Genomic DNA, 19,925 nt, shown 5'->3' with positions numbered 1-19,925 from the left:
TTTTCTATGTATCGCGAATAGACAAGCCATTCGCACTCATCTCAACTCATGCTGCTCTCATGTAATGAATTATAGACTGGTCTTGAAATTAAGTACAAATGAACACTCATCAAATTTTCAGAATGTCTTCTGATTGTGCGAAAAAAGGCAGAAATCCAAGCTCATGCGAACCCGAATTCTGCCTCTCGTAAATCACTGATTATTTAACCAGTTCAATAATTGCCATTTCGGCACCATCGCCTTGACGAGGACCTACTTTCAAGATGCGTGTATAACCACCCTGGCGCTCTGCGTAGCGCTTAGCAATATCATCAAACAGTTTCTGAACCGCATTCTGATTTGCTTCCTGATCAGCAACTTCATTGCGGATAAAAGCCGCAGCCTGACGACGTGCGTGCAGATCGCCGCGTTTACCCAGCGTAATCATTTTTTCAACGATCGGGCGAAGTGCTTTTGCTTTGGAATGCGTTGTCTGAATCCGTTCGTTAATAATCAAGTCGGTCGCTAGATCGCGGAACAGCGCCTTCCTCGCAGCTGAATCCCGGCCTAATTTTGCATATGCCATTTACTTGTACCTCCTTTATTCCTGCCTTAAATCTTTCTTTTTTGCGCAAAAAAGAAAAATAATCCCTTGTCTGGTCAACTGGTTACTCTTCCACTCTCAGCCCAAGGCCGAGGTCGTGCAGCTTTTCTTCAACTTCTTCAAGAGACTTCCGTCCAAGATTCCGAACCTTCATCATGTCTTCTTCACTCTTCTGGGTCAGTTCTTGGACAGTATTAATTCCGGCGCGTTTCAGACAATTATAAGACCTTACGGACAGATCAAGTTCTTCAATCGTCATTTCAAGCACTTTTTCTTTCTTATCTTCTTCTTTTTCGATCATGATCTCAGCTTTTTGCGCCTGATCAGTCAAACCAACGAAGATATTCAAGTGTTCCGTCAGAATTTTGGCGCCCAAAGCAATTGCTTCTTCAGGACGGATGCTTCCATCGGTCCAGACGTCAAGCGTCAGTTTATCATAATTTGCTACCTGACCAACTCTAGTTTTTTCCACTTGATAGTTCACGCGTGTGATCGGTGTGTAAATTGAATCGATTGGAATCACAGCAATCGGGAGGTCGTCGCTTTTGTTTCCTTCTGCAGGAACATAGCCGCGGCCCTTCTTAGCGATCATTCTCACGTGGAAGTGAGCTCCTTCGTCGAGTGTCGCAATTTCCAAATCAGGATTCAATATTTCCACGTCACTGTCGTGGATAATATCGGCAGCTGTCACTTTTCCCGGTCTCTGAACGTCAATTTCCAATGTCTTTTCTTCATCCGAATAAAGCTTCAAGCAAAGCTTTTTAACATTCAGGATGATCGCTGTTACATCTTCCACAACGCCTTCAATGGTAGAAAATTCATGAAGCACAGTATCAAACTGTACCGTTGTTACAGCCGCGCCTGGAAGGGATGAAAGTAAAATTCGACGTAAAGAATTACCCAGAGTCGTGCCGTATCCACGTTCGAGCGGTTCAACAACAAACTTTCCATAGCTTCCGTCGTCTGCTATTTCAACCGTATCGATCTTTGGCTTTTCGATCTCAATCATCAAATATGAACCCTCCTTCAAAACGTCGATACTTCGTCAGCGCGCGTTGGCCAAAATGTTACCATTTCATATGGGCTTACGGCGTGCTTCTCAGTTTTTTTGGTGTACACGTTTATTCATAGTTGCATTATTAACAGATTAATAGCGAGCTATACAATCAAACGCGGCGACGTTTCGGAGGACGGCAGCCGTTGTGCGGAACCGGAGTGACGTCGCGGATTGTTGTCACTTCAAGTCCTACAGCCTGAAGTGCACGAATTGCTGCTTCACGGCCGGCACCCGGTCCTTTAACAGATACTTCAACCGATTTCATACCGCTGTCCATTGCGCTTTTGCCTGCTGCTTCCGCTGCAGTCTGTGCTGCGAAAGGAGTGGATTTCCTGGAACCTTTGAAACCCAAGCCGCCTGCACTAGCCCATGCAATAGCATTACCGTGCGGATCCGTAATGGTAACGATCGTATTGTTAAATGTTGAACGGATGTGTGCCACCCCGTTCTCCACATTTCTCTTAACCCGGCGCTTACGCGTACGTTGTTGTGCTTTTGCCATAAATGTTTAACCCTCCTTTACTTATTTCTTTTTACCAGCCATCGTGCGCTTAGGACCTTTACGCGTACGTGAGTTGTTTTTCGTGTTTTGTCCGCGAACCGGCAGACCTCTGCGGTGGCGGATGCCTCTATATGAACCAATTTCAATAAGTCTCTTGATGTTCAGAGAAACTTCGCGGCGAAGATCACCTTCAACGCGGTAGTGGTCAACCACTTCACGGATACGTGTCTGTTCTTCTTCAGTCAGATCGCGCACACGTGTATCTTCAGAAACGTTGGCTTCGGCCAAAATTTTCTTAGCCGTAGTCGGGCCGATGCCGAAGATGTAGGTTAGTGAGATAACTACACGTTTTTCTCTTGGAATATCGATACCTGCAATACGAGCCATACGTCAGAGCACCTCCTTTTAACCTTGTCTTTGTTTATGTTTTGGATTTTCACAAATCACCATGACAACACCTTTACGGCGGACAATCTTACATTTTTCACACATCTTTTTAACTGATGGTCTTACCTTCATTATTGAAACCTCCTTATACACCGCAGAGCAATTATTTATGCCTGAACGTAATGCGGCCGCGCGACACATCATATGGCGACAACTCGACCGTTACTTTATCTCCCGGCAAAATGCGAATGAAATGCATACGGATCTTGCCGGATACATGAGCTAAAATCTTATGGCCATTCTCCAATTCCACACGAAACATTGCATTAGGCAGTGGTTCGATTACGGTGCCTTCAACTTCAATGACATCTTCCTTAGCCATCGGCTGACTCACCCTTCCCTCTTGTTGCTGATTTTTCCATCCAAAAAATGAGCGATGGCAAAACGCAGTTTTCCGTTTGTCACGCGTCCGATCTCGCGCAGACTTTTCTGTACTTCGACAGATATATATTTTTGAAGTTCAAGATGGCTGATGTTCTTCTTTTTTGCATTGTCAAACTTTCTCTTGTCGCCATCTGCTATTTCAACAAAACGATGATCGATAAGCCGCACAATGACAAAATAAGAACCCGATTCTTTTCCCTTCAGCACACGTGCGAGCTGACCGGGAACAGGTAAAGGGGCTTGATCACTACCCATCAATCATCACCTTCACTTATTGCTTTGTCAAGATTTCATTTCCATTTTCCGTTATAACAATGGTGTGTTCAAAATGAGCACACGGTTGTCCGTCCTGGGTCATCAAAGTCCAGTCATCATCTTCAACCATCCAGATATCACGGCTGCCTTCATTAACTAAAGGCTCAATCGCCAGCACCATTCCGGTTTTCAAAACAGGGCCTCGGCCGGATCTTCCGTAATTCGGTACATCCGGCTCTTCGTGAAGCTCGCGCCCAACGCCGTGACCCGTTAATTCACGTACGACGGAAAATCCACTTGACTCGGCACATCTTTGAATCGCATGGGAAATGTTCGACAGCCGTGCTTCCGGCTTTGCTTCGGCAATTCCCTTATACAGCGATTCTTCCGTCGTTTCCAGAAGTCTTCGGGTCGTCTCAGAAATCGTGCCCACGGGGAAAGTCCAGGCGGAGTCTGCATGAAAGTCTTCATACTTGGCACCAATATCGATACTGATAATGTCTCCGTCCCGCAGAACATAGGAACCAGGAATGCCATGGGCTAACTGATCATTGACGGATGTACAGATGCTGCGCGTGAAACCGTCATATCCTTTAAATGATGGCTCTGCTCCCGCATCTCTTATCAAGCGCTCTGCCAGCGTATCGAGTTCAATGGTCGATATGCCGGGACGAATAGCCTGGCGCAAGGTTTCCAACGTTCGTGCGACTATTTTTCCCGCAATGTGAATTTTATTGATTTCTTCAATCGTTTTCCGCGTAATCACTTGGCGAGGTCGCCCAAGATCTTTGAAACTTCATGGAAAACATCATCGATATTCTGATCTCCATTGATTGTTTTCAAAGATCCCTTTGCTTCATAAAAGTCGAGCAGCGGCTGCTGCTGACGGATATTCACCTGCAGCCTTTCATGAACAGTCGCTTCATTATCATCTGCGCGTTGTTTCAAAGCGCCGCCGCACTTGTCGCAAACCCCATCTTTTGCGGGGGGATTGAACGTCAAGTGATACGTTGCTCCACACTCGGAACAGATTCTACGGCCTGTAAGACGAGCGAGCAGCTTCTCAGGATCAACACGAATATAGAGAACTGCATCAATCTTCTTTCCTTTTTCCGACATCATATGATCAAGCGCTTCAGCCTGCTCAACCGTCCGAGGAAAACCATCAAGAAGAAAACCTTTATTCGTATCGCTCTCAGACAAGCGTTCATTGACAATGCCGATTGTCACTTCATCAGGAACAAGCGCCCCTTGATCAATAAACGACTTTGCTTGTTTCCCTAGTGGCGTGCCACCCTTAATCGCCGCGCGAAACATGTCGCCGGTTGAGATATGAGGATAACTGAACTTATCAACAATTCGCTCAGCCTGAGTGCCTTTACCGGCACCAGGAAGTCCCATTAAAATAAGATTCATTGTACTCCTCCTGACTCATTCACCGTCATTGCCTTACCTTTTTCTGATAAAGCCTTGATAGTTCTTTTTGATCAACTGGCTCTCAATACGTTTCATTGTATCAAGTGCAACACCCACAACGATCAGCAAGCTTGTTCCGCCGATCCTTGCGCTTGCCGGCAGGCTGCCCATTTCGCCGAATACAATCGGAAGAAGTGAGATCACTGCGAGAAAAATGGCACCTAGAAAGGTCAGACGGTAGAGAATCGTTGTAATAAACTTCTCTGTGCTTTTCCCCGGACGAATACCCGGAATATAGCCGCCTTGTTCGCCAAGGTTTTTTGCCATTTTTTCAGGGTTGACCTGAACAAACGTATAGAAATAGGTAAAAGCAATAATCAGTACCGCGTAAATGATCATCCCATAAACCGTTGAATAATCGAAAACGCGGATAATCCACGCAGTCACATTATTCTGTGGAAAGAAACGGGCAATCGTCGGCGGTGTGATCATCAGTGAGATTGCGAAGATAACTGGGATAACGCCGGCCGCATTGACCTTGATCGGCAAATGCGTTGGCTCCACACTGTATGTCTTCGTGCCAATTGTTCTTTTTGCATATTGGATCGGAATTTTCCGCATCCCTTGCTGCACGAAAATGGTTCCGACAACAATCAGAAGAACAATAACAACAATGGCGAGCAATCCAAGTACTTCCATAAATGTGTTGGTTGATGCTGCAAACCGCTGAGCATAAATCTGGCTGATGGCCGTAGGAATGCGGGCAACAATTCCGGCAAAGATAATAATGGATATGCCGTTTCCTACTCCATAAGCAGTAATCTGATCACCCAGCCATACGAGAAAAGCCGTACCGGTTGTCAGTACCAAAGCAATGATTAGAAAGGTCCAAATAGTTGGATTGCTTACCAATCCTTGATAACTGTTACTGAACGTGTAGGAAAGTCCAAGTGCTTCAACAAAGCCGAGAACGATCGTTCCATACCTTGTCAGCTGATTCAGTTTGCGTCTTCCCATTTCTCCCTGCTTCGACCATTCAGTCAATTTCGGTACAACATCCATCTGCAGCAGCTGCACAATAATGGATGCTGTAATGTAAGGCATAATGCCCATAGAGAAGATGGAGAAGTTCTCCAGCGCGCCACCACCAAAAGTGTTGAACAAGCCAAAGGCACTTGAATCGCTGAAATTGATCATCTCTGTATTAATATCCGGAACAGGAATGAATGTCCCGATCCGAAATATAATGAGCATAAGCAGTGTGAATACTATTTTACGGCGAATTTCGGCTTCTCGCCACATACTGGAAAGTACTTGAAACATCAAATCACCTCAATGTTTCCGCCGGCAGCTTCAATCGCTTCTTTAGCAGAAGCAGAGAATTTATGCGCCTTAACTGTCAATTTAGCTTCAAGCTTGCCTTCGCCCAAAATCTTAACGCCGTCGTTTAATTTGCGAATTACTCGTTTTTCAAGAAGTAATTCCGGTGTGATTGCTGTTCCGTTCTCAAAACGGTTCAGTGTTTCAACATTAACAATAGCGTAGATTTTGCGTGTCGGGTTCTTAAAGCCCTTCTTTGGCAGTCTTTGAAGCAATGGATTCTGTCCGCCTTCAAATCCGAGGCGTACTCTGCCGCCCGAACGAGCTTTCTGTCCTTTTTGTCCTCGACCAGATGTTTTGCCAAGTCCTGAACCGTAGCCGCGCCCTACTCTTTTGCGAGCGAAACGGGAGCCTTCAGCTGGTTTCAATTCATGGAGTTTCATCTTGGCACCTCCTTATTCTCAATTTCACTTTCAAATCAATCATTCAGTTCGCGAACCGCCAAAAGATGGGAGACCTTGTTGATCATGCCGCGAATTGCCGGATTATCATCCTGAACAACGGTTTGGTAGGTCTTCTTAAGACCAAGTGTTCTTACCGTCACGCGTTGTGATTCTGGACGTCCGATCACACTATGTTTGAGGGTAATTTCCAATTTGTTAGCCAATTTTGTTCCCTCCTTATCCGAGCAGTTCTTCTACTGATTTGCCGCGCAGCTTTGCCACTTGTTCTACGCGTTTCAAGCTCTGCAAGCCTTCAACTGTCGCGCGAACCATGTTAATCGGATTGTTTGATCCGAGAGACTTCGAAAGAATGTCCCCCAGTCCGGACAATTCGAGTACGGCACGGACAGGGCCGCCGGCGATAATTCCGGTACCTTCGGAAGCTGGTTTCAACAGCACGCTACCGGCTCCTGAATGGCCTGTTACTTGATGAGGAATGGTTGTATTTACGATCGGAACATTAAATACGTTCTTCTTCGCATCTTCAATTGCTTTGCGAATGGCTTCAGGAACTTCGTGAGCCTTTCCCTGGCCATAACCTACATTGCCTTTTTTGTCGCCAACGACAACCAGCGCTGAAAAACGGAACCTGCGTCCGCCTTTAACTACTTTCGCTACTCGGTTGATTGTTACGACGCGTTCTTCAAATTCTGATTTATTGCGATCATTATTAGCCATGGATTCCCCTCCTTAATGTTAAAATTTAAGTCCTGCTTCCCGGGCGCCTTCGGCTACGGCCTTAACACGTCCGTGATAGATGTAACCGCTGCGATCGAAAACAACCGCGTCGATTCCTTTTTCCAAAGCACGTTCGCCGATCAGTTGGCCGACTTTTTTTGCTGCAGCAACGTCGCTGCCTTTTTCAAGATCAAATGCTTTGTCGATTGATGAAGAAGAAACAAGTGTTACACCCTTTGCATCATCAATCAATTGCGCATATATATTCTTTGAAGAACGAAAAACGTTTAAACGCGGACGTTCTGCAGTACCCACGATACGGTGGCGTACATGAAGATGTCTTTTCTGACGCAGCGCGTTTTTGTCTTTTTTGGTAATCATACAGTCTGTCGCTCCTTTCTCGTAGAAATTGAACTAAATTATTTACCTGTTTTACCTTCCTTACGGCGTACCTTTTCGCCTTCATAGCGAATACCTTTGCCCTTGTAAGGCTCAGGAGCACGAACGGAACGAATGTTAGCGGCAACTTCACCGACACGCTGCTTGTCGATTCCTGTAACAGAAATCTTGTTGTTTCCTTCAACAGCGAGTTCGATTCCTTCTTCAGGAACGATTTCTACAGGGTGAGAGTAGCCAACGTTCAGAACCAAATTCTTGCCTTGCTTGTTGGCACGATAACCAACGCCGACAAGTTCCAAATTCTTAACGAAACCCTTTGTCACACCTTCAACCATGTTGCTGATCAAGCTGCTCGTCGTACCGTGCAAAGCGCGGTGTTGATTCGAATCATCAGGTCTTTCAACTTTTACTTCGTTTTCTTCCTGTTTGATGATCATATCCGGATGAAACTTCCGGGATAATTCACCTTTTGGCCCTTTGACTGTTACAGTCTGGCCGTCAATCGTAACCGTTACGCCATCAGGAACGGCAGTCGGTCTTAATCCTATACGAGACATTAGGACACCTCCATTCTTGTTTGCTCATTACCAAATATATGCAAGCACTTCTCCGCCAACTTTTTGCTGACGTGCTTCTTTATCCGTAATAACACCTTTTGATGTTGATACAAGCGCAATACCGAGACCGCCAAGAACCTTCGGCACCTCGTCTGCCTTCGCATAAACGCGAAGACCCGGCTTGCTGATTCTCTTCAAACCAGAAATAACTCGTTCTTTGCTGCCGCCGTATTTCAGAATCAGTCGAAGCACACCTTGTTTATTATCTTCAATGTATTCAACGTCCTTGATGAATCCCTCACGTTTCAGGATTTCAGCAATTTCTTTCTTGATTCTGGAACCTGGCAGCTCAATCTGTTCATGGCGAACAATATTGGCGTTGCGAATGCGGGTCAGCATATCTGCAATCGGATCTGTCATGACCATGCAAATCGACCTCCTTCCCTATCACTTAAAATTTTACCAACTAGCTTTTCTAACACCTGGGATTTGTCCTTTATGGGCAAGTTCGCGAAAACAAATTCTGCATAATTTGAATTTTCTAAGAACCGAATGAGGACGTCCGCAGCGTTCACAGCGTGTGTATTCCTGCACTTTGAATTTTTTTGGGCGATGTGATGAAACAAGCATTGATTTTTTTGCCAAAATTCATATCCTCCTTGCGATTATTTTTTTACGAACGGCATGCCCAGCATTGTAAGTAATTCTGCTGCTTCTTCATCTGTGTTAGCAGATGTTACGATAACGATGTCCATACCGCGTACTTTATCAACTTTATCATAGTCAATTTCAGGGAAGATCAATTGTTCACGGATACCCAGCGTGTAGTTTCCGCGGCCGTCAAATGCTTTCTTTGAAACACCACGGAAGTCACGTACACGAGGAAGTGCAACAGTAACCAGCTTGTCGAGAAAATCATACATACGATCTTTTCTAAGGGTTACTTTTGTGCCGATTGCTACACCTTCGCGAAGCTTGAATGCAGCAATTGATTTTTTCGCCCGTGTAATAACTGGCTTCTGGCCGGACAACGCCGTCAGATCTTCTACAGCACTGTCCAATGCCTTCGAGTTGTGAACAGCCTCACCGACACCCATATTAATGACTACTTTTTGAATTGCCGGCACCTGCATTACCGAAGTATAGTTAAACTTTTCAACTAAAGCCGGAACAACTTCCTTTTCATACTTTTCTTTGAAACGGCTCATGTGTTTACCTCCTTTCACAGACAATCAGCTCAATCGATGACTTCGCCTGATTTTTTAGAAACTCGAACTTTTTTTCCGTCTACTATTTTATGACCTACGCGTGTAGGTTCACTTGTCTTTGGATCAAGCAGCATAACATTTGATACGTGAATTGGCGCCTCTTTTTCGAGAATGCCGCCTTGCGGAGCTGCCTGGCTCGGCTTTGAATGCTTCTTGACGATGTTGACACCTTCAACAAGCACGCGTTCCTTTGCCGGATAAGCTGCAAGGATCACACCTTGTTTGCCTTTATCCTTGCCGGAAATGACTTGAACCTTATCGCCTTTTTTCACATGCAGTTTTGCCATGTTAAATGCCACCTCCTTTTCCTAACCATTCAGAATTACAATACTTCCGGTGCGAGAGAGACGATTTTCATAAATTGTCCGTCACGCAGTTCACGGGCAACTGGCCCAAAGATACGCGTGCCGCGAGGACTCTTATCTTCTTTAATCAGTACAACGGCATTTTCGTCAAAGCGAATGTAAGAGCCGTCCGTGCGTCGTACACCGTGCTTTGTGCGAACAACAACTGCTTTTACAACTTCGCCTTTCTTAACAACGCCACCTGGTGTTGCTTGTTTAACCGTAGCAACGATGAGATCACCGATATTAGCAGTCTTGCGACCGGATCCTCCCAAAACTTTGATGGTAAGGACTTCACGAGCGCCTGAGTTATCGGCAACTTTCAAACGGCTTTCCTGCTGAATCATAAAGTGCAACCTCCTTTCGATCTTCGAACACGTTCGACAGATCAGATAATAACGGATTCCTCAACGATTTTTACAAGACGAAAACGTTTATCTTTAGAAAGCGGACGAGTTTCAATAATTTCAACAATATCGCCGACTTTTGCTTGATTATTTTCATCATGTGCTTTGAATCTCTTGGAAAACTTCACATGCTTTCCATAGAGACGGTGGTTCTTGTAAGTCTCAACGAGTACAGTAATGGTCTTATCCATTTTGTCTGAGACAACGCGACCAACCAGGACTTTACGGGCGTTCGTGCGTGTTTCTTCTGCCATTCAAATAACCTCCTTCTCAGCCGTTTTGAACATTTAATTCACGTTCATGCAAAATTGTCTTTGCGCGAGCAATGGATTTGCGGACTGCGCGAATGCGAGCCGGATTTTCCAATTGTCCGGTAGCGAGCTGGAAACGCAGATTAAATAATTCTTCTTTCAAAGACTTGACGTTTTCCTCAACTTCAGCAGTGGTCAAATTACGAATTTCCTCAGCCTTCATTTGCGTCACCACCCACTTCTTCACGTTTCACGATTTTCGTTTTAATAGGCAATTTGTGGCTCGCAAGTCTTAAGGCTTCGCTTGCCACTTCTTCACTAATGCCGCCGACTTCAAATAAAACACGGCCGGGCTTCACAACAGCTACCCATCCTTCAGGAGCACCTTTACCAGAACCCATTCGGACATCAAGAGGTTTCTTTGTATATGATTTTTGCGGGAAAATTTTGATCCATACTTTTCCGCCACGTTTCATAAAACGTGTCATAGCGATACGAGCCGCTTCAATCTGACGACTGCTGATCCATGCGGATTCCAGCGCCTGCAGACCGTATTCACCGAACGTTACCGAAGCGCCGCCTTTAGTCTGGCCGCGCATTCTTCCGCGGTGCTGTCTGCGATACTTTGTACGTTTAGGCATTAACATAATTATTTGCCTCCTTTCTTATTTGTCGTTCCTTTCGTCGGAAGGACTTCTCCGCGATAAATCCAAACTTTTACACCGATTCTACCATAAGTAGTCGCTGCTTCAGCTGTACCGTAATCAATGTCGGCACGCAACGTATGAAGCGGAACGGTTCCTTCACTGTAATCCTCAGTACGAGCCATATCTGCACCGCCAAGACGGCCGGCACATTGCGTTTTAATACCCTTTGCGCCTGCTCGCATTGCTCTTTGCAGTGTTTGTTTTTGCGCACGTCTCCATGAAACACGGCCTTCAAGCTGCCGAGCAATATTTTCAGCAACAAGCTTAGCATCAAGATCAGCTTGCTTAATTTCAAAAATATTTACATGGACGCGTTTGCCTGTAAGATCATTCAAAGCCTTCCGAAGGTTTTCAACTTCAGATCCGCCTTTGCCGATGACCATGCCCGGTTTCGCCGTCTTAATGGTTACATTAATCCGGTTCGCTGCGCGTTCCAGTTCAATACCGGAAACAGCGGCGTCTTTGAGCTTCTTTTCGATATATTGACGAATTTTAATATCTTCATGAAGATATGTCGCATATTCTTTATCAGCATACCATTTGGATTCCCAGTCACGAATGACTCCGATTCTGAATCCAGTAGGATTAATTTTTTGACCCACGCGTTATCCCTCCTTCTTTTCCGATACAATAATTGTAATGTGGCTGGTACGTTTGTTGATCTTGCTCGCACGTCCCTGGGCGCGTGGGCGGAAGCGTTTCAGCGTAGCCCCTTCATCAACAAATGCCTGTTCTACATACAAGGTATCTGTATCCATATCATAGTTGTGTTCCGCGTTAGCAATGGCGGATTTTAATACTTTTTCAATAATCGGAGATGCTGATCGCTGTGTGTTTTTCAGCACAGCAATGGCATAGCCGACATCCTTGCCCCTGATAAGATCGATAACAAGACGTGCCTTACGAGGAGCAATACGAATTTGTTTAGCGACAGCTTTTGCTTGCATCAAAAGTTCCTCCTTTCGTTAGCGTGCACTTGTTTTCTTATCAGAGGAGATATGTCCGCGATAAGTTCTAGTCGGAGCAAATTCTCCAAGTTTATGTCCTACCATGTCTTCCGTAACATACACCGGTACATGCTTGCGTCCGTCATAAACAGCAATAGTATGTCCGATGAATTCCGGGAAAATGGTCGATCTGCGTGACCATGTTTTAATGACTCTTTTCTCGTCTTTTTCATTCAGCGCAACAACTTTTGTCATCAAATGACCATCGACAAAAGGTCCTTTTTTCAGGCTTCGGCTCATGAGTAGGCCTCCTTCCAAATAAACTATTTATAAGCACTTACTTCTTTTTACGGTGTCTGATGATAAATTGTTCAGAAGCATTTTTCTTGCTGCGTGTCTTGTAACCCATCGTTGGCTTGCCCCATGGTGACATTGGCGACTTGCGTCCGACTGGTGCTTTACCTTCACCACCACCATGCGGGTGATCGTTAGGGTTCATTACAGAACCACGGACCGTTGGGCGAATACCCTTCCAGCGTGAACGTCCTGCTTTACCAACAGAAACAAGTTCATGTTCCAGGTTGCCGACTTGACCGATCGTCGCGCGGCATGTTTCAAGAACCATACGTACTTCGCCGGAAACAAGACGAATAAGCACATATTTTCCTTCTTTACCAAGAATCTGAGCGGAAGTTCCTGCAGAACGCACGAGTTGTCCGCCTTTTCCTGGTTTTAATTCAATATTATGAATCGTAGTACCTACTGGAATGTTCTTCAATGGAAGTGCATTTCCAACTTTAATGTCGGCATCGACACCAGATACGATCTGAGTTCCGACTTTAATGCCCTTTGGAGCAAGAATGTAGCGTTTTTCGCCGTCTACATAGTGAACAAGAGCAATGTTAGCCGTACGATTCGGATCATATTCGATCGTTGCGATCTTACCCGGTACGCCGTCCTTATTGCGTTTGAAGTCAATAACACGGTATTGACGTTTGTGGCCGCCGCCTTGGTGACGAACCGTCAGTCTGCCTTGATTGTTTCGGCCGGCCTTCTTTGGCAACGACTTCAGCAATGTTTTTTCCGGCGTATCCGTTGTAATTTCTGCGAAATCAAGTGAAGTCATATTTCTACGACCATTGGTTGTCGGTTTGTACTTTTTAAGTGGCATGATCAGTAACCTCCTTCTTTAATATTCCTTATTCGCCTTCGTAAAAGTTGAGTTCTTTGCTTTCCGGCGTCAAAGTGACAACAGCTTTCTTACGGTTATTTGTATAGCCTGAATAGCGGCCGTAACGTTTCGGTTTACCTTTTACGTTCAACGTATTGACTTTGACAACTTTAACATCGAAAATGGCTTCCACAGCGCGTTTGATTTCAGACTTATTTGCCTTTGTATCAACGTCAAATGTGTATTTCTTGTCAGCCATCTGATCAGTTGTACGTTCAGTCAGTACGGGGCGCTTTATAATATCGCGAGGATCCTTCATTATCCAAGCACCTCCCCAAGCTTTGCCGCAGCTTCCTTGGTGACGATCAGTTTGTTGTGTGCAACGACATCAAGAACATTGACTTCGTTTGCAGCAAGTACCTTCACTCCAGGAATGTTGCGAGATGACAAAACTGCTGTTTCGTCAACGTCGTTTGTGACAATCAGTGCCTTGTCTGAAACAGACAAATTGTTCAATAGAGTAACAATTTCCTTTGTTTTCGGAGCTTCGATCTTCAGCGTATCCAGTACGATCAGATCATTTTCCCCTGCCTTGCCGGATAGTACCGACTTAATAGCAAGTCTGCGTACCTTCTTAGGCAATTTGTAGGAATAGCTGCGCGGTGTAGGTCCGAATACCGTACCACCGCCAACCCATTGTGGCGAGCGAATAGAGCCCTGACGCGCGCGACCGGTTCCTTTTTGTTTCCAAGGCTTGCGGCCACCGCCGCGTACAGCAGAACGATTTTTTACAGCATGTGTTCCTTGGCGTTGAGAAGCCTGTTGCATGACAACTGCTTGGTAAACAACATGTTCATTAGGTGTGATGCCGAATACAGCGTCTGCCAATTCAACAGTTCCTACTTCAGCGCCTTTTTGATCAAATACAGTTACTTCTGGCATGGAAGCGTCCTCCCTTCTTATTTAGCTTCTTTTGCTTTGAGTGCGGATTTTATAACAACATAGCTCTTCTTGGCACCCGGCACATTACCGCTGATGAGAATCAATTTGCGTTCCAAATCAACTTTGGCAATGACCAAGTTTTCAACAGTAACCGTTTCGCCGCCCATACGTCCGGCCAATTTCTTGCCCTTGAAGACGTGAGCCGGATCGATAACACCCATGGAACCGGGACGACGGTGATAACGAGAACCGTGTGTCATTGGTCCGCGGGACTGGTTGTTTCTCTTAATTGGGCCTTGATAACCTTTACCTTTCGAAGTTCCGGTTACGTCTACGACTTCTCCGGCTTTAAAAGTGTCGGCAGTTACTTCTTTGCCCAATTCGTAATCATCTAAATTTACATTACGGATTTCTTTAATGAAGCGCTTAGGTTCAGCCTTTGCCTTTTCAGCGTGTCCCTTTGCCGGTTTGGTAATTTTTGATGCTTTTGCATTATCAAAACCGATCTGTACAGCTTCGTAGCCATCCGTTTCAACCGTCTTCTTTTGAAGAACGATATTGTCGGATACATCGACAACCGTAACAGGGATCGCATCGCCATTTTCAGCAAAAATCTGAGTCATACCGATTTTCTTGCCTAAGATTCCCTTGCTCATCCGTAACACCTCCTGTTTGTTCTAAATAAATTATAATTTGATTTCAATGTCGACACCTGAAGGCAGATCCAGTCTCATCAGTGAATCTACCGTTTGGGGTGTAGGCTCAACAATATCAACTAAGCGTTTGTGAGTGCGCATTTCGAATTGTTCACGTGAATCTTTGTATTTGTGTACCGCACGCAAAATCGTATAAATCGATTTTTCAGTAGGAAGCGGAATCGGACCAGATACTTTAGCACCTGAACGTTTTGCCGTTTCCACAATTTTTTCAGCGGATTGATCCAAAATACGGTGATCATATGCCTTTAAACGAATGCGAATCTTTTGCTTTGCCATGTTGTATTCCCTCCTTTTTTCGTCCATTTTTCAAAAATAGACTTGCTCCACGAAAATTTCCAGATAGCCCGCCTTGGCAAAGGAGCCGGGTGTATCTGCAACCTTCCGCATCATTGCCAAAAAACCAACTTCACTATTATACCTAAATAGTAGGCACAAAGCAAGGCGAACCATCACTTTTTCAGTGACTTATACATTATAATGACTTTCTCATAAAAGATCAAATAAAAAATATAATTTATAGAACGACTTTGGTTTACATTCAATAAGTTAAAAAGGCAAAAAAAAAGAGCCCTCCGAAGAGAGTCCTTTTTCAGTCGACCATTATTCAACGATTTCAGATACAGAGCCGGCGCCTACCGTACGGCCGCCTTCACGAATAGAGAATTTTGTTCCCTGTTCGATAGCGATCGGAGCAAGCAGATCAACATCCATTTCAACGTTGTCGCCAGGCATTACCATTTCAGTTCCTTCAGGAAGAGTAATGGTTCCTGTAACGTCAGTTGTTCTGAAATAGAATTGTGGACGATAGTTTGTGAAGAATGGAGTATGACGTCCACCTTCTTCTTTTTTCAGAACGTAAACTTGAGCCTTGAATTTCTTGTGGGCAGTTACGGTACCTGGTTTAATCAAAACCTGGCCACGTTCAACGCCTTCGCGGTCAACACCACGGAGCAAAGCGCCGATGTTGTCGCCGGCTTCAGCGAAGTCAAGAGTTTTACGGAACATTTCAACGCCCGTTACAGTTGACTTCTTAGGAGCATCTGTCAAACCAAGAATTTCAACTTCATCGCCGATTTTAACCGTACCACGTTCAACACGTCCGGTTGCAACGGTACCACGACCTGTGATCGAGAATACGTCTTCGACAGGCATCATGAATGGCTTGTCATTTTCACGAACAGGAGTAGGGATGTATTCATCAACAGCCTGCATCAAGTCGAGAATATGTTGTTCTTCAACAGGATCGCCTTGCAATGCTTTCAAAGCAGAACCGCTGATTACAGGAACATCGTCACCAGGATAGTCATATTCGCTAAGAAGATCACGAACTTCCATTTCAACGAGTTCAAGAAGTTCAGGATCATCAACCTGGTCCGTCTTGTTCAAGAAGACAACGATCGCAGGAACACCTACTTGGTTAGCAAGAAGGATGTGTTCACGAGTCTGTGGCATCGGGCCGTCAACTGCGGAAACAACGAGGATTGCTCCGTCCATTTGAGCAGCACCAGTGATCATGTTCTTTACATAGTCGGCGTGCCCTGGGCAGTCAACGTGTGCATAGTGACGTGTGTCTGTTTCATATTCAACGTGTGCAGTCGAAATTGTAATTCCGCGTTCACGTTCTTCAGGAGCACCATCGATAGAATCGTAAGCGCGAGCCTGTGCTTTACCTGATTTAGCCAATACAGTTGTAATAGCAGCAGTCAGAGTAGTTTTACCGTGGTCAACGTGACCAATTGTACCGATGTTAACATGCGGTTTTGTACGTTCATAATGTTCTTTAGCCATGGATTGTATTATCCTCCTTTAATTCAATAGAAAGTTTAAAATTTATATGCAGTAAGAAAGTTGGCAAGCTTAGTGCCATCTTTCCTAGCTTACAATAAAATAAATGGTGTGACAATTAATTTAATAAGCATGCGCGGTTAAAGTAATTATTCACCGGTTGCCTTCTTAATAATTTCTTCACTGACGCTCTTCGGCACTTGTTCGTAGTGATCGAATTGCATCGTGAAGGTTCCGCGTCCCTGAGTTGCAGAACGAAGGTTTGTCGCATAGCCAAACATTTCCGCGAGAGGAACGTGAGCACTGACAACCTGAACACCTTGGCGTGCTTCCATGCCATCAACGCGTCCGCGGCGGCTTGTGATATCACCCATAATATCTCCTAAATACTCTTCAGGCATGCTGACTTCCACTTTCATGATCGGTTCAAGAATAACCGGTGCACACACAGATTTAGCGGCTTTCAATGCCATTGAAGCTGCAATCTTGAACGCCATTTCACTGGAATCGACATCGTGATAGGATCCGTCAACAAGACTTGCTTTCACGTCGATCAATGGATAACCGGCAAGCAATCCGTTTTGCAACGAATCTTTTAAGCCTGCCTCAACCGCAGGGATGTATTCACGAGGAACAACACCACCGACGATTTTGTTTTCGAATATGAATCCTTCGCCTTCTTTTTGAGGTTCGAATTCAATCCAAACGTGACCGTATTGACCACGACCGCCAGATTGGCGAATAAATTTACCTTCTGCTCTGCCTGCCTTGGTCAGCGTTTCACGATAAGCAACTTGCGGGTTACCGACATTCGCATCAACCTTGAATTCGCGACGCATACGGTCAACGATGATATCGAGGTGAAGCTCACCCATACCACCGATAATGGTCTGGCCGGTTTCTTCATCTGTATGCGTTTTGAAGGTTGGATCTTCTTCAGCAAGTTTTGCAAGGGCAATGCCCATCTTATCCTGATCTGCCTTCGATTTCGGTTCGATGGCAACATGGATAACAGGATCAGGGAATTCCATCGATTCAAGAACAATGAGATGATCCTCATCGCACAGTGTATCTCCGGTTGTCGTATTTTTCAAGCCGACTGCTGCTGCGATATCTCCAGAATAAACTTTTTTGATTTCGCTGCGGTGGTTGGCGTGCATTTGAAGAATACGTCCCATACGTTCACGATTGTCTTTCGTTGAGTTCTGTACATAAGAACCTGCTTCGATTGTTCCTGAATAGACACGGAAGAAAGTCAGCTTACCAACGAACGGGTCGGTCATTACTTTAAAGGCCAATGCCGCAAATGGTGCATTGTCGTCAGCCGGACGTAATGCTTCTTCGCCCGTATCTGGCAATGTACCCTTGATTGCAGGAACATCAAGCGGTGAAGGGAGATAATCAATGCATGCATCCAGTACGTGTTGAACACCTTTATTCTTAAAGGCCGTACCGCACAATACAGGATAGAATTTAACGGCACACGTTGCCTTACGAATTGCCGCTTTTAATTCTTCTACAGAGATTTCTTCGCCATTCAGATATTTTTCCATGATGTCGTCATCAACGTCAGCAACGGCTTCAACGAGTTTTTCATGGTATTCTTCAGCTTGTTCCTTGTATTCAGCCGGAATCTCTTCGGCATCTACAATGGAACCCTGATCGTCTTCATAAACATATGCCTGCATGTTTACCAAGTCGATTTCGCCTTGATAATTATCTTCAGCGCCCATTGGTAATTGAATCGGGTGAGCGTTCGCTTGAAGACGTTCATGCAATGTTTTGCAAGAATAAAGGAAATCAGCGCCGATCTTATCCATCTTGTTAACAAATACAATTCTAGGCACACCGTATGTCGTTGCCTGACGCCAAACAGTTTCTGTTTGTGGTTCAACACCGGATTGTGCATCAAGAACCGTTACGGCTCCGTCAAGAACACGAAGTGAACGTTCTACTTCAACAGTAAAGTCCACGTGTCCCGGGGTGTCGATAATGTTGATTCGATGGTTCTTCCATTGAGCGGTTGTCGCCGCAGATGTGATCGTAATTCCGCGTTCCTTTTCCTGATCCATCCAGTCCATTTGTGAAGCCCCTTCATGGGTTTCACCGATTTTATGGATACGGCCTGAATAGAAGAGAATACGCTCGGTTGTTGTCGTCTTGCCGGCATCAATGTGAGCCATGATACCGATATTGCGCGTCTTTTCCAAGGAGAATTCCCTTGCCATGGTTTTCTCTCCTTCCTAATAGTGGATGCTCAAAGTGTTAGGAAAAAAGAGTATAAGCATTTTCTTGACTCTTTCCAACTTCCATTTTGAACATCGATTTTTTTATTACCAGCGATAATGAGCAAAAGCTTTGTTGGCTTCAGCCATTTTGTGCATGTCTTCGCGTTTCTTAACCGATGCGCCGGTATTGTTTGAAGCATCGATAATTTCGTTTGCTAACCGTTCAACCATCGTTTTTTCTCCACGAAGTCTTGAATAGTTAACCAAGTAGCGAAGTCCTAAAGTCGTCCGGCGTTCAGGGCGAACTTCAACTGGCACCTGATAGTTAGATCCGCCGACACGGCGTGCTTTAACTTCAAGTACAGGCATAACATTCTTCAGTGCCTGTTCAAATACTTCCATAGGTTCCTGATTTGTACGTTCCTTAATCAGATCAAATGCCTGATAGAGAATGGTTTGCGCCTTTCCCTTTTTGCCGTCTTCCATAATCCGGTTGATCAAACGAGTGACCAGTTTGGAATTATAAAGCGGATCAGGTAATACATCGCGTCTTTCGACAGGGCCTTTTCTAGGCATGTTAATTCCTCCTCCCAGTTAATAGTGATTAAGCCTTAGGCTTCTTTGCGCCGTATTTCGAGCGGCCTTGCTTACGGTCAACAACACTAGCCGTATCCAGAGCGCCGCGGATAACATGATAACGCACACCAGGGAGGTCCTTCACACGTCCGCCGCGAATCAGAACAACACTGTGTTCCTGAAGGTTGTGGCCGATTCCCGGGATATAGGCGTTGACTTCGATATTGTTTGACAAACGAACACGAGCGTATTTACGAAGCGCAGAGTTTGGCTTCTTAGGTGTCATCGTTCCGACACGAGTGCACACGCCCCTCTTTTGTGGAGCAAAATCATCAGTCAACGATTTTTTGAAACTGTTGTAGCCTCTGTTTAATGCAGGCGCCGTAGACTTTTTGATTTTTGACTTACGTCCTTGACGAATTAATTGATTAATTGTAGGCATTTACCTGTTCCTCCTTTCAAATTTCTAAACCCACTGA

General features: G+C 45.1%; 35 protein-coding genes. All 35 read right to left on the bottom strand.

The genetic code is table 11. The annotated features are described in order from the left end of the window. Nucleotides 1–199: 199 nt before the first annotated feature. The 35 genes from rplQ to rpsL all read right to left on the bottom strand — a co-directional run bounded on the left by rplQ (nt 200) and on the right by rpsL (nt 19,888). On the bottom strand, nt 200–565 hold the full coding sequence (rplQ, locus tag AC6F33_RS00845; RefSeq protein ID WP_255748601.1) for a 50S ribosomal protein L17: 366 nt from the start codon (nt 563–565) through the stop codon (nt 200–202). 82 nt (nt 566–647) lie between these two features. Continuing rightward, complete coding sequence (locus AC6F33_RS00840; RefSeq protein WP_255748602.1) at nt 648–1,592, bottom strand: DNA-directed RNA polymerase subunit alpha; 945 nt, start codon at nt 1,590–1,592, stop codon at nt 648–650. A gap of 157 nt (nt 1,593–1,749) precedes the next feature. After that, a complete protein-coding gene (gene rpsK, locus AC6F33_RS00835) occupies nt 1,750–2,142 on the bottom strand; it encodes a 30S ribosomal protein S11 (RefSeq protein ID WP_255748603.1) in 393 nt (130 codons plus the stop codon). Nucleotides 2,143–2,163: 21 nt separating this feature from the next. Next, nucleotides 2,164–2,529: a 30S ribosomal protein S13 gene (gene rpsM / locus AC6F33_RS00830; protein ID WP_255748604.1), complete on the bottom strand. Its 366-nt coding sequence runs from the start codon at nt 2,527–2,529 to the stop codon at nt 2,164–2,166. Between the two features lie 18 nt (nt 2,530–2,547). After that, on the bottom strand, nt 2,548–2,661 hold the full coding sequence (gene rpmJ / locus AC6F33_RS00825; RefSeq protein ID WP_010024581.1) for a 50S ribosomal protein L36: 114 nt from the start codon (nt 2,659–2,661) through the stop codon (nt 2,548–2,550). Between the two features lie 31 nt (nt 2,662–2,692). Then, nucleotides 2,693–2,911, bottom strand: coding sequence for a translation initiation factor IF-1 (gene infA, locus AC6F33_RS00820; RefSeq protein WP_010024579.1), 219 nt, complete (start codon nt 2,909–2,911; stop codon nt 2,693–2,695). Between the two features lie 8 nt (nt 2,912–2,919). Further along, complete coding sequence (locus AC6F33_RS00815) at nt 2,920–3,228, bottom strand: KOW domain-containing RNA-binding protein (protein ID WP_255748605.1); 309 nt, start codon at nt 3,226–3,228, stop codon at nt 2,920–2,922. A gap of 16 nt (nt 3,229–3,244) precedes the next feature. Further along, nucleotides 3,245–3,994: a type I methionyl aminopeptidase gene (gene map, locus AC6F33_RS00810; RefSeq protein WP_255748606.1), complete on the bottom strand. Its 750-nt coding sequence runs from the start codon at nt 3,992–3,994 to the stop codon at nt 3,245–3,247. Further along, complete coding sequence (locus AC6F33_RS00805; RefSeq protein WP_255748607.1) at nt 3,991–4,644, bottom strand: adenylate kinase; 654 nt, start codon at nt 4,642–4,644, stop codon at nt 3,991–3,993. The genes map and AC6F33_RS00805 overlap by 4 nt, the downstream gene beginning before the upstream one ends. A gap of 33 nt (nt 4,645–4,677) precedes the next feature. Further along, the gene (secY, locus tag AC6F33_RS00800; protein WP_255748608.1) at nt 4,678–5,967 is read right to left on the bottom strand and encodes a preprotein translocase subunit SecY; all 1,290 of its coding nucleotides are present in this window, start codon (nt 5,965–5,967) and stop codon (nt 4,678–4,680) included. Beyond that, nucleotides 5,967–6,407 (bottom strand): 50S ribosomal protein L15, encoded by a 441-nt coding sequence (rplO, locus tag AC6F33_RS00795; protein ID WP_253063894.1) that lies wholly within the window; start codon nt 6,405–6,407, stop codon nt 5,967–5,969. Before rplO ends, secY begins: the two co-directional genes overlap by 1 nt. 35 nt (nt 6,408–6,442) lie before the next feature. Continuing rightward, complete coding sequence (gene rpmD / locus AC6F33_RS00790; protein WP_255748609.1) at nt 6,443–6,631, bottom strand: 50S ribosomal protein L30; 189 nt, start codon at nt 6,629–6,631, stop codon at nt 6,443–6,445. Nucleotides 6,632–6,644: 13 nt separating this feature from the next. Continuing rightward, nucleotides 6,645–7,145, bottom strand: a complete 501-nt coding sequence (rpsE, locus tag AC6F33_RS00785; RefSeq protein ID WP_253063898.1) for a 30S ribosomal protein S5 — start codon at nt 7,143–7,145, stop codon at nt 6,645–6,647. Between the two features lie 18 nt (nt 7,146–7,163). Continuing rightward, complete coding sequence (gene rplR / locus AC6F33_RS00780; RefSeq protein ID WP_255748610.1) at nt 7,164–7,526, bottom strand: 50S ribosomal protein L18; 363 nt, start codon at nt 7,524–7,526, stop codon at nt 7,164–7,166. 38 nt (nt 7,527–7,564) lie between these two features. Continuing rightward, nucleotides 7,565–8,101: a 50S ribosomal protein L6 gene (gene rplF, locus AC6F33_RS00775; RefSeq protein WP_255748611.1), complete on the bottom strand. Its 537-nt coding sequence runs from the start codon at nt 8,099–8,101 to the stop codon at nt 7,565–7,567. A gap of 27 nt (nt 8,102–8,128) precedes the next feature. Continuing rightward, nucleotides 8,129–8,527, bottom strand: coding sequence for a 30S ribosomal protein S8 (gene rpsH, locus AC6F33_RS00770; protein WP_253063904.1), 399 nt, complete (start codon nt 8,525–8,527; stop codon nt 8,129–8,131). Nucleotides 8,528–8,560: 33 nt separating this feature from the next. Beyond that, the gene (locus tag AC6F33_RS00765; RefSeq protein ID WP_093674131.1) at nt 8,561–8,746 is read right to left on the bottom strand and encodes a type Z 30S ribosomal protein S14; all 186 of its coding nucleotides are present in this window, start codon (nt 8,744–8,746) and stop codon (nt 8,561–8,563) included. A 20-nt stretch (nt 8,747–8,766) separates the two neighbouring features. Then, nucleotides 8,767–9,309 carry a 50S ribosomal protein L5 gene (gene rplE / locus AC6F33_RS00760; protein WP_255748612.1) on the bottom strand — a complete coding sequence of 181 codons (543 nt, stop codon included), beginning with the start codon at nt 9,307–9,309 and terminating at the stop codon, nt 8,767–8,769. 29 nt (nt 9,310–9,338) lie between these two features. Further along, nucleotides 9,339–9,647: a 50S ribosomal protein L24 gene (gene rplX, locus AC6F33_RS00755; RefSeq protein ID WP_255748649.1), complete on the bottom strand. Its 309-nt coding sequence runs from the start codon at nt 9,645–9,647 to the stop codon at nt 9,339–9,341. 44 nt (nt 9,648–9,691) lie between these two features. Next, nucleotides 9,692–10,060 (bottom strand): 50S ribosomal protein L14, encoded by a 369-nt coding sequence (gene rplN / locus AC6F33_RS00750; RefSeq protein WP_253063908.1) that lies wholly within the window; start codon nt 10,058–10,060, stop codon nt 9,692–9,694. A 41-nt stretch (nt 10,061–10,101) separates the two neighbouring features. Further along, nucleotides 10,102–10,374: a 30S ribosomal protein S17 gene (gene rpsQ / locus AC6F33_RS00745; RefSeq protein ID WP_255748613.1), complete on the bottom strand. Its 273-nt coding sequence runs from the start codon at nt 10,372–10,374 to the stop codon at nt 10,102–10,104. A 16-nt stretch (nt 10,375–10,390) separates the two neighbouring features. Beyond that, nucleotides 10,391–10,594 carry a 50S ribosomal protein L29 gene (gene rpmC / locus AC6F33_RS00740; protein WP_253063912.1) on the bottom strand — a complete coding sequence of 68 codons (204 nt, stop codon included), beginning with the start codon at nt 10,592–10,594 and terminating at the stop codon, nt 10,391–10,393. Beyond that, the gene (rplP, locus tag AC6F33_RS00735; protein WP_255748614.1) at nt 10,584–11,018 is read right to left on the bottom strand and encodes a 50S ribosomal protein L16; all 435 of its coding nucleotides are present in this window, start codon (nt 11,016–11,018) and stop codon (nt 10,584–10,586) included. Before rplP ends, rpmC begins: the two co-directional genes overlap by 11 nt. A 2-nt stretch (nt 11,019–11,020) precedes the next feature. Next, nucleotides 11,021–11,680: a 30S ribosomal protein S3 gene (gene rpsC, locus AC6F33_RS00730; RefSeq protein WP_255748615.1), complete on the bottom strand. Its 660-nt coding sequence runs from the start codon at nt 11,678–11,680 to the stop codon at nt 11,021–11,023. A 3-nt stretch (nt 11,681–11,683) separates the two neighbouring features. Continuing rightward, nucleotides 11,684–12,025 carry a 50S ribosomal protein L22 gene (rplV, locus tag AC6F33_RS00725; RefSeq protein WP_255748616.1) on the bottom strand — a complete coding sequence of 114 codons (342 nt, stop codon included), beginning with the start codon at nt 12,023–12,025 and terminating at the stop codon, nt 11,684–11,686. Nucleotides 12,026–12,043: 18 nt separating this feature from the next. Then, nucleotides 12,044–12,325 carry a 30S ribosomal protein S19 gene (gene rpsS / locus AC6F33_RS00720; protein ID WP_255748617.1) on the bottom strand — a complete coding sequence of 94 codons (282 nt, stop codon included), beginning with the start codon at nt 12,323–12,325 and terminating at the stop codon, nt 12,044–12,046. A gap of 37 nt (nt 12,326–12,362) precedes the next feature. Beyond that, nucleotides 12,363–13,196 carry a 50S ribosomal protein L2 gene (gene rplB, locus AC6F33_RS00715; protein WP_255748618.1) on the bottom strand — a complete coding sequence of 278 codons (834 nt, stop codon included), beginning with the start codon at nt 13,194–13,196 and terminating at the stop codon, nt 12,363–12,365. A 28-nt stretch (nt 13,197–13,224) separates the two neighbouring features. Continuing rightward, on the bottom strand, nt 13,225–13,515 hold the full coding sequence (gene rplW / locus AC6F33_RS00710) for a 50S ribosomal protein L23 (protein WP_255748619.1): 291 nt from the start codon (nt 13,513–13,515) through the stop codon (nt 13,225–13,227). Further along, nucleotides 13,515–14,138, bottom strand: a complete 624-nt coding sequence (rplD, locus tag AC6F33_RS00705) for a 50S ribosomal protein L4 (RefSeq protein ID WP_255748620.1) — start codon at nt 14,136–14,138, stop codon at nt 13,515–13,517. The genes rplW and rplD overlap by 1 nt, the downstream gene beginning before the upstream one ends. Nucleotides 14,139–14,155: 17 nt before the next feature. Beyond that, on the bottom strand, nt 14,156–14,794 hold the full coding sequence (gene rplC / locus AC6F33_RS00700; protein ID WP_255748621.1) for a 50S ribosomal protein L3: 639 nt from the start codon (nt 14,792–14,794) through the stop codon (nt 14,156–14,158). Nucleotides 14,795–14,824: 30 nt separating this feature from the next. Beyond that, nucleotides 14,825–15,133 (bottom strand): 30S ribosomal protein S10, encoded by a 309-nt coding sequence (gene rpsJ, locus AC6F33_RS00695; protein ID WP_010024543.1) that lies wholly within the window; start codon nt 15,131–15,133, stop codon nt 14,825–14,827. Between the two features lie 324 nt (nt 15,134–15,457). Then, nucleotides 15,458–16,645 (bottom strand): elongation factor Tu, encoded by a 1,188-nt coding sequence (gene tuf / locus AC6F33_RS00690; RefSeq protein WP_255748622.1) that lies wholly within the window; start codon nt 16,643–16,645, stop codon nt 15,458–15,460. A gap of 146 nt (nt 16,646–16,791) precedes the next feature. Next, nucleotides 16,792–18,870: an elongation factor G gene (gene fusA, locus AC6F33_RS00685; protein WP_255748623.1), complete on the bottom strand. Its 2,079-nt coding sequence runs from the start codon at nt 18,868–18,870 to the stop codon at nt 16,792–16,794. A 105-nt stretch (nt 18,871–18,975) separates the two neighbouring features. After that, nucleotides 18,976–19,446 (bottom strand): 30S ribosomal protein S7, encoded by a 471-nt coding sequence (gene rpsG, locus AC6F33_RS00680; RefSeq protein ID WP_023511460.1) that lies wholly within the window; start codon nt 19,444–19,446, stop codon nt 18,976–18,978. Nucleotides 19,447–19,474: 28 nt separating this feature from the next. After that, nucleotides 19,475–19,888, bottom strand: a complete 414-nt coding sequence (rpsL, locus tag AC6F33_RS00675; RefSeq protein ID WP_253063936.1) for a 30S ribosomal protein S12 — start codon at nt 19,886–19,888, stop codon at nt 19,475–19,477. Between the last annotated feature and the right edge of the window lie 37 nt (nt 19,889–19,925).

It is taken from the genome of Sporolactobacillus sp. BBK16-2 (genome assembly GCF_059878335.1).
Note: the sequence above shows the minus strand (reverse complement) of the source record. Positions and strands in the feature narration are given on the sequence as shown.

Coding starts and splice junctions, on each gene's coding strand:
- rplQ (WP_255748601.1), bottom strand. CDS start 565: ATGGCATATGCAAAATTAGGCCGGGATTCAGCTGCGAGGAAGGCGCTG.
- AC6F33_RS00840 (WP_255748602.1), bottom strand. CDS start 1,592: ATGATTGAGATCGAAAAGCCAAAGATCGATACGGTTGAAATAGCAGAC.
- rpsK (WP_255748603.1), bottom strand. CDS start 2,142: ATGGCAAAAGCACAACAACGTACGCGTAAGCGCCGGGTTAAGAGAAAT.
- rpsM (WP_255748604.1), bottom strand. CDS start 2,529: ATGGCTCGTATTGCAGGTATCGATATTCCAAGAGAAAAACGTGTAGTT.
- rpmJ (WP_010024581.1), bottom strand. CDS start 2,661: ATGAAGGTAAGACCATCAGTTAAAAAGATGTGTGAAAAATGTAAGATT.
- infA (WP_010024579.1), bottom strand. CDS start 2,911: ATGGCTAAGGAAGATGTCATTGAAGTTGAAGGCACCGTAATCGAACCA.
- AC6F33_RS00815 (WP_255748605.1), bottom strand. CDS start 3,228: ATGGGTAGTGATCAAGCCCCTTTACCTGTTCCCGGTCAGCTCGCACGT.
- AC6F33_RS00805 (WP_255748607.1), bottom strand. CDS start 4,644: ATGAATCTTATTTTAATGGGACTTCCTGGTGCCGGTAAAGGCACTCAG.
- secY (WP_255748608.1), bottom strand. CDS start 5,967: ATGTTTCAAGTACTTTCCAGTATGTGGCGAGAAGCCGAAATTCGCCGT.
- rplO (WP_253063894.1), bottom strand. CDS start 6,407: ATGAAACTCCATGAATTGAAACCAGCTGAAGGCTCCCGTTTCGCTCGC.
- rpsE (WP_253063898.1), bottom strand. CDS start 7,145: ATGGCTAATAATGATCGCAATAAATCAGAATTTGAAGAACGCGTCGTA.
- rplR (WP_255748610.1), bottom strand. CDS start 7,526: ATGATTACCAAAAAAGACAAAAACGCGCTGCGTCAGAAAAGACATCTT.
- rplF (WP_255748611.1), bottom strand. CDS start 8,101: ATGTCTCGTATAGGATTAAGACCGACTGCCGTTCCTGATGGCGTAACG.
- rpsH (WP_253063904.1), bottom strand. CDS start 8,527: ATGGTCATGACAGATCCGATTGCAGATATGCTGACCCGCATTCGCAAC.
- rplE (WP_255748612.1), bottom strand. CDS start 9,309: ATGAGCCGTTTCAAAGAAAAGTATGAAAAGGAAGTTGTTCCGGCTTTA.
- rplN (WP_253063908.1), bottom strand. CDS start 10,060: ATGATTCAGCAGGAAAGCCGTTTGAAAGTTGCCGATAACTCAGGCGCT.
- rpsQ (WP_255748613.1), bottom strand. CDS start 10,374: ATGGCAGAAGAAACACGCACGAACGCCCGTAAAGTCCTGGTTGGTCGC.
- rpmC (WP_253063912.1), bottom strand. CDS start 10,594: ATGAAGGCTGAGGAAATTCGTAATTTGACCACTGCTGAAGTTGAGGAA.
- rplP (WP_255748614.1), bottom strand. CDS start 11,018: ATGTTAATGCCTAAACGTACAAAGTATCGCAGACAGCACCGCGGAAGA.
- rplV (WP_255748616.1), bottom strand. CDS start 12,025: ATGCAAGCAAAAGCTGTCGCTAAACAAATTCGTATTGCTCCTCGTAAG.
- rpsS (WP_255748617.1), bottom strand. CDS start 12,325: ATGAGCCGAAGCCTGAAAAAAGGACCTTTTGTCGATGGTCATTTGATG.
- rplB (WP_255748618.1), bottom strand. CDS start 13,196: ATGCCACTTAAAAAGTACAAACCGACAACCAATGGTCGTAGAAATATG.
- rplW (WP_255748619.1), bottom strand. CDS start 13,515: ATGAAGGATCCTCGCGATATTATAAAGCGCCCCGTACTGACTGAACGT.
- rplD (WP_255748620.1), bottom strand. CDS start 14,138: ATGCCAGAAGTAACTGTATTTGATCAAAAAGGCGCTGAAGTAGGAACT.
- rplC (WP_255748621.1), bottom strand. CDS start 14,794: ATGAGCAAGGGAATCTTAGGCAAGAAAATCGGTATGACTCAGATTTTT.
- rpsJ (WP_010024543.1), bottom strand. CDS start 15,133: ATGGCAAAGCAAAAGATTCGCATTCGTTTAAAGGCATATGATCACCGT.
- tuf (WP_255748622.1), bottom strand. CDS start 16,645: ATGGCTAAAGAACATTATGAACGTACAAAACCGCATGTTAACATCGGT.
- fusA (WP_255748623.1), bottom strand. CDS start 18,870: ATGGCAAGGGAATTCTCCTTGGAAAAGACGCGCAATATCGGTATCATG.
- rpsG (WP_023511460.1), bottom strand. CDS start 19,446: ATGCCTAGAAAAGGCCCTGTCGAAAGACGCGATGTATTACCTGATCCG.
- rpsL (WP_253063936.1), bottom strand. CDS start 19,888: ATGCCTACAATTAATCAATTAATTCGTCAAGGACGTAAGTCAAAAATC.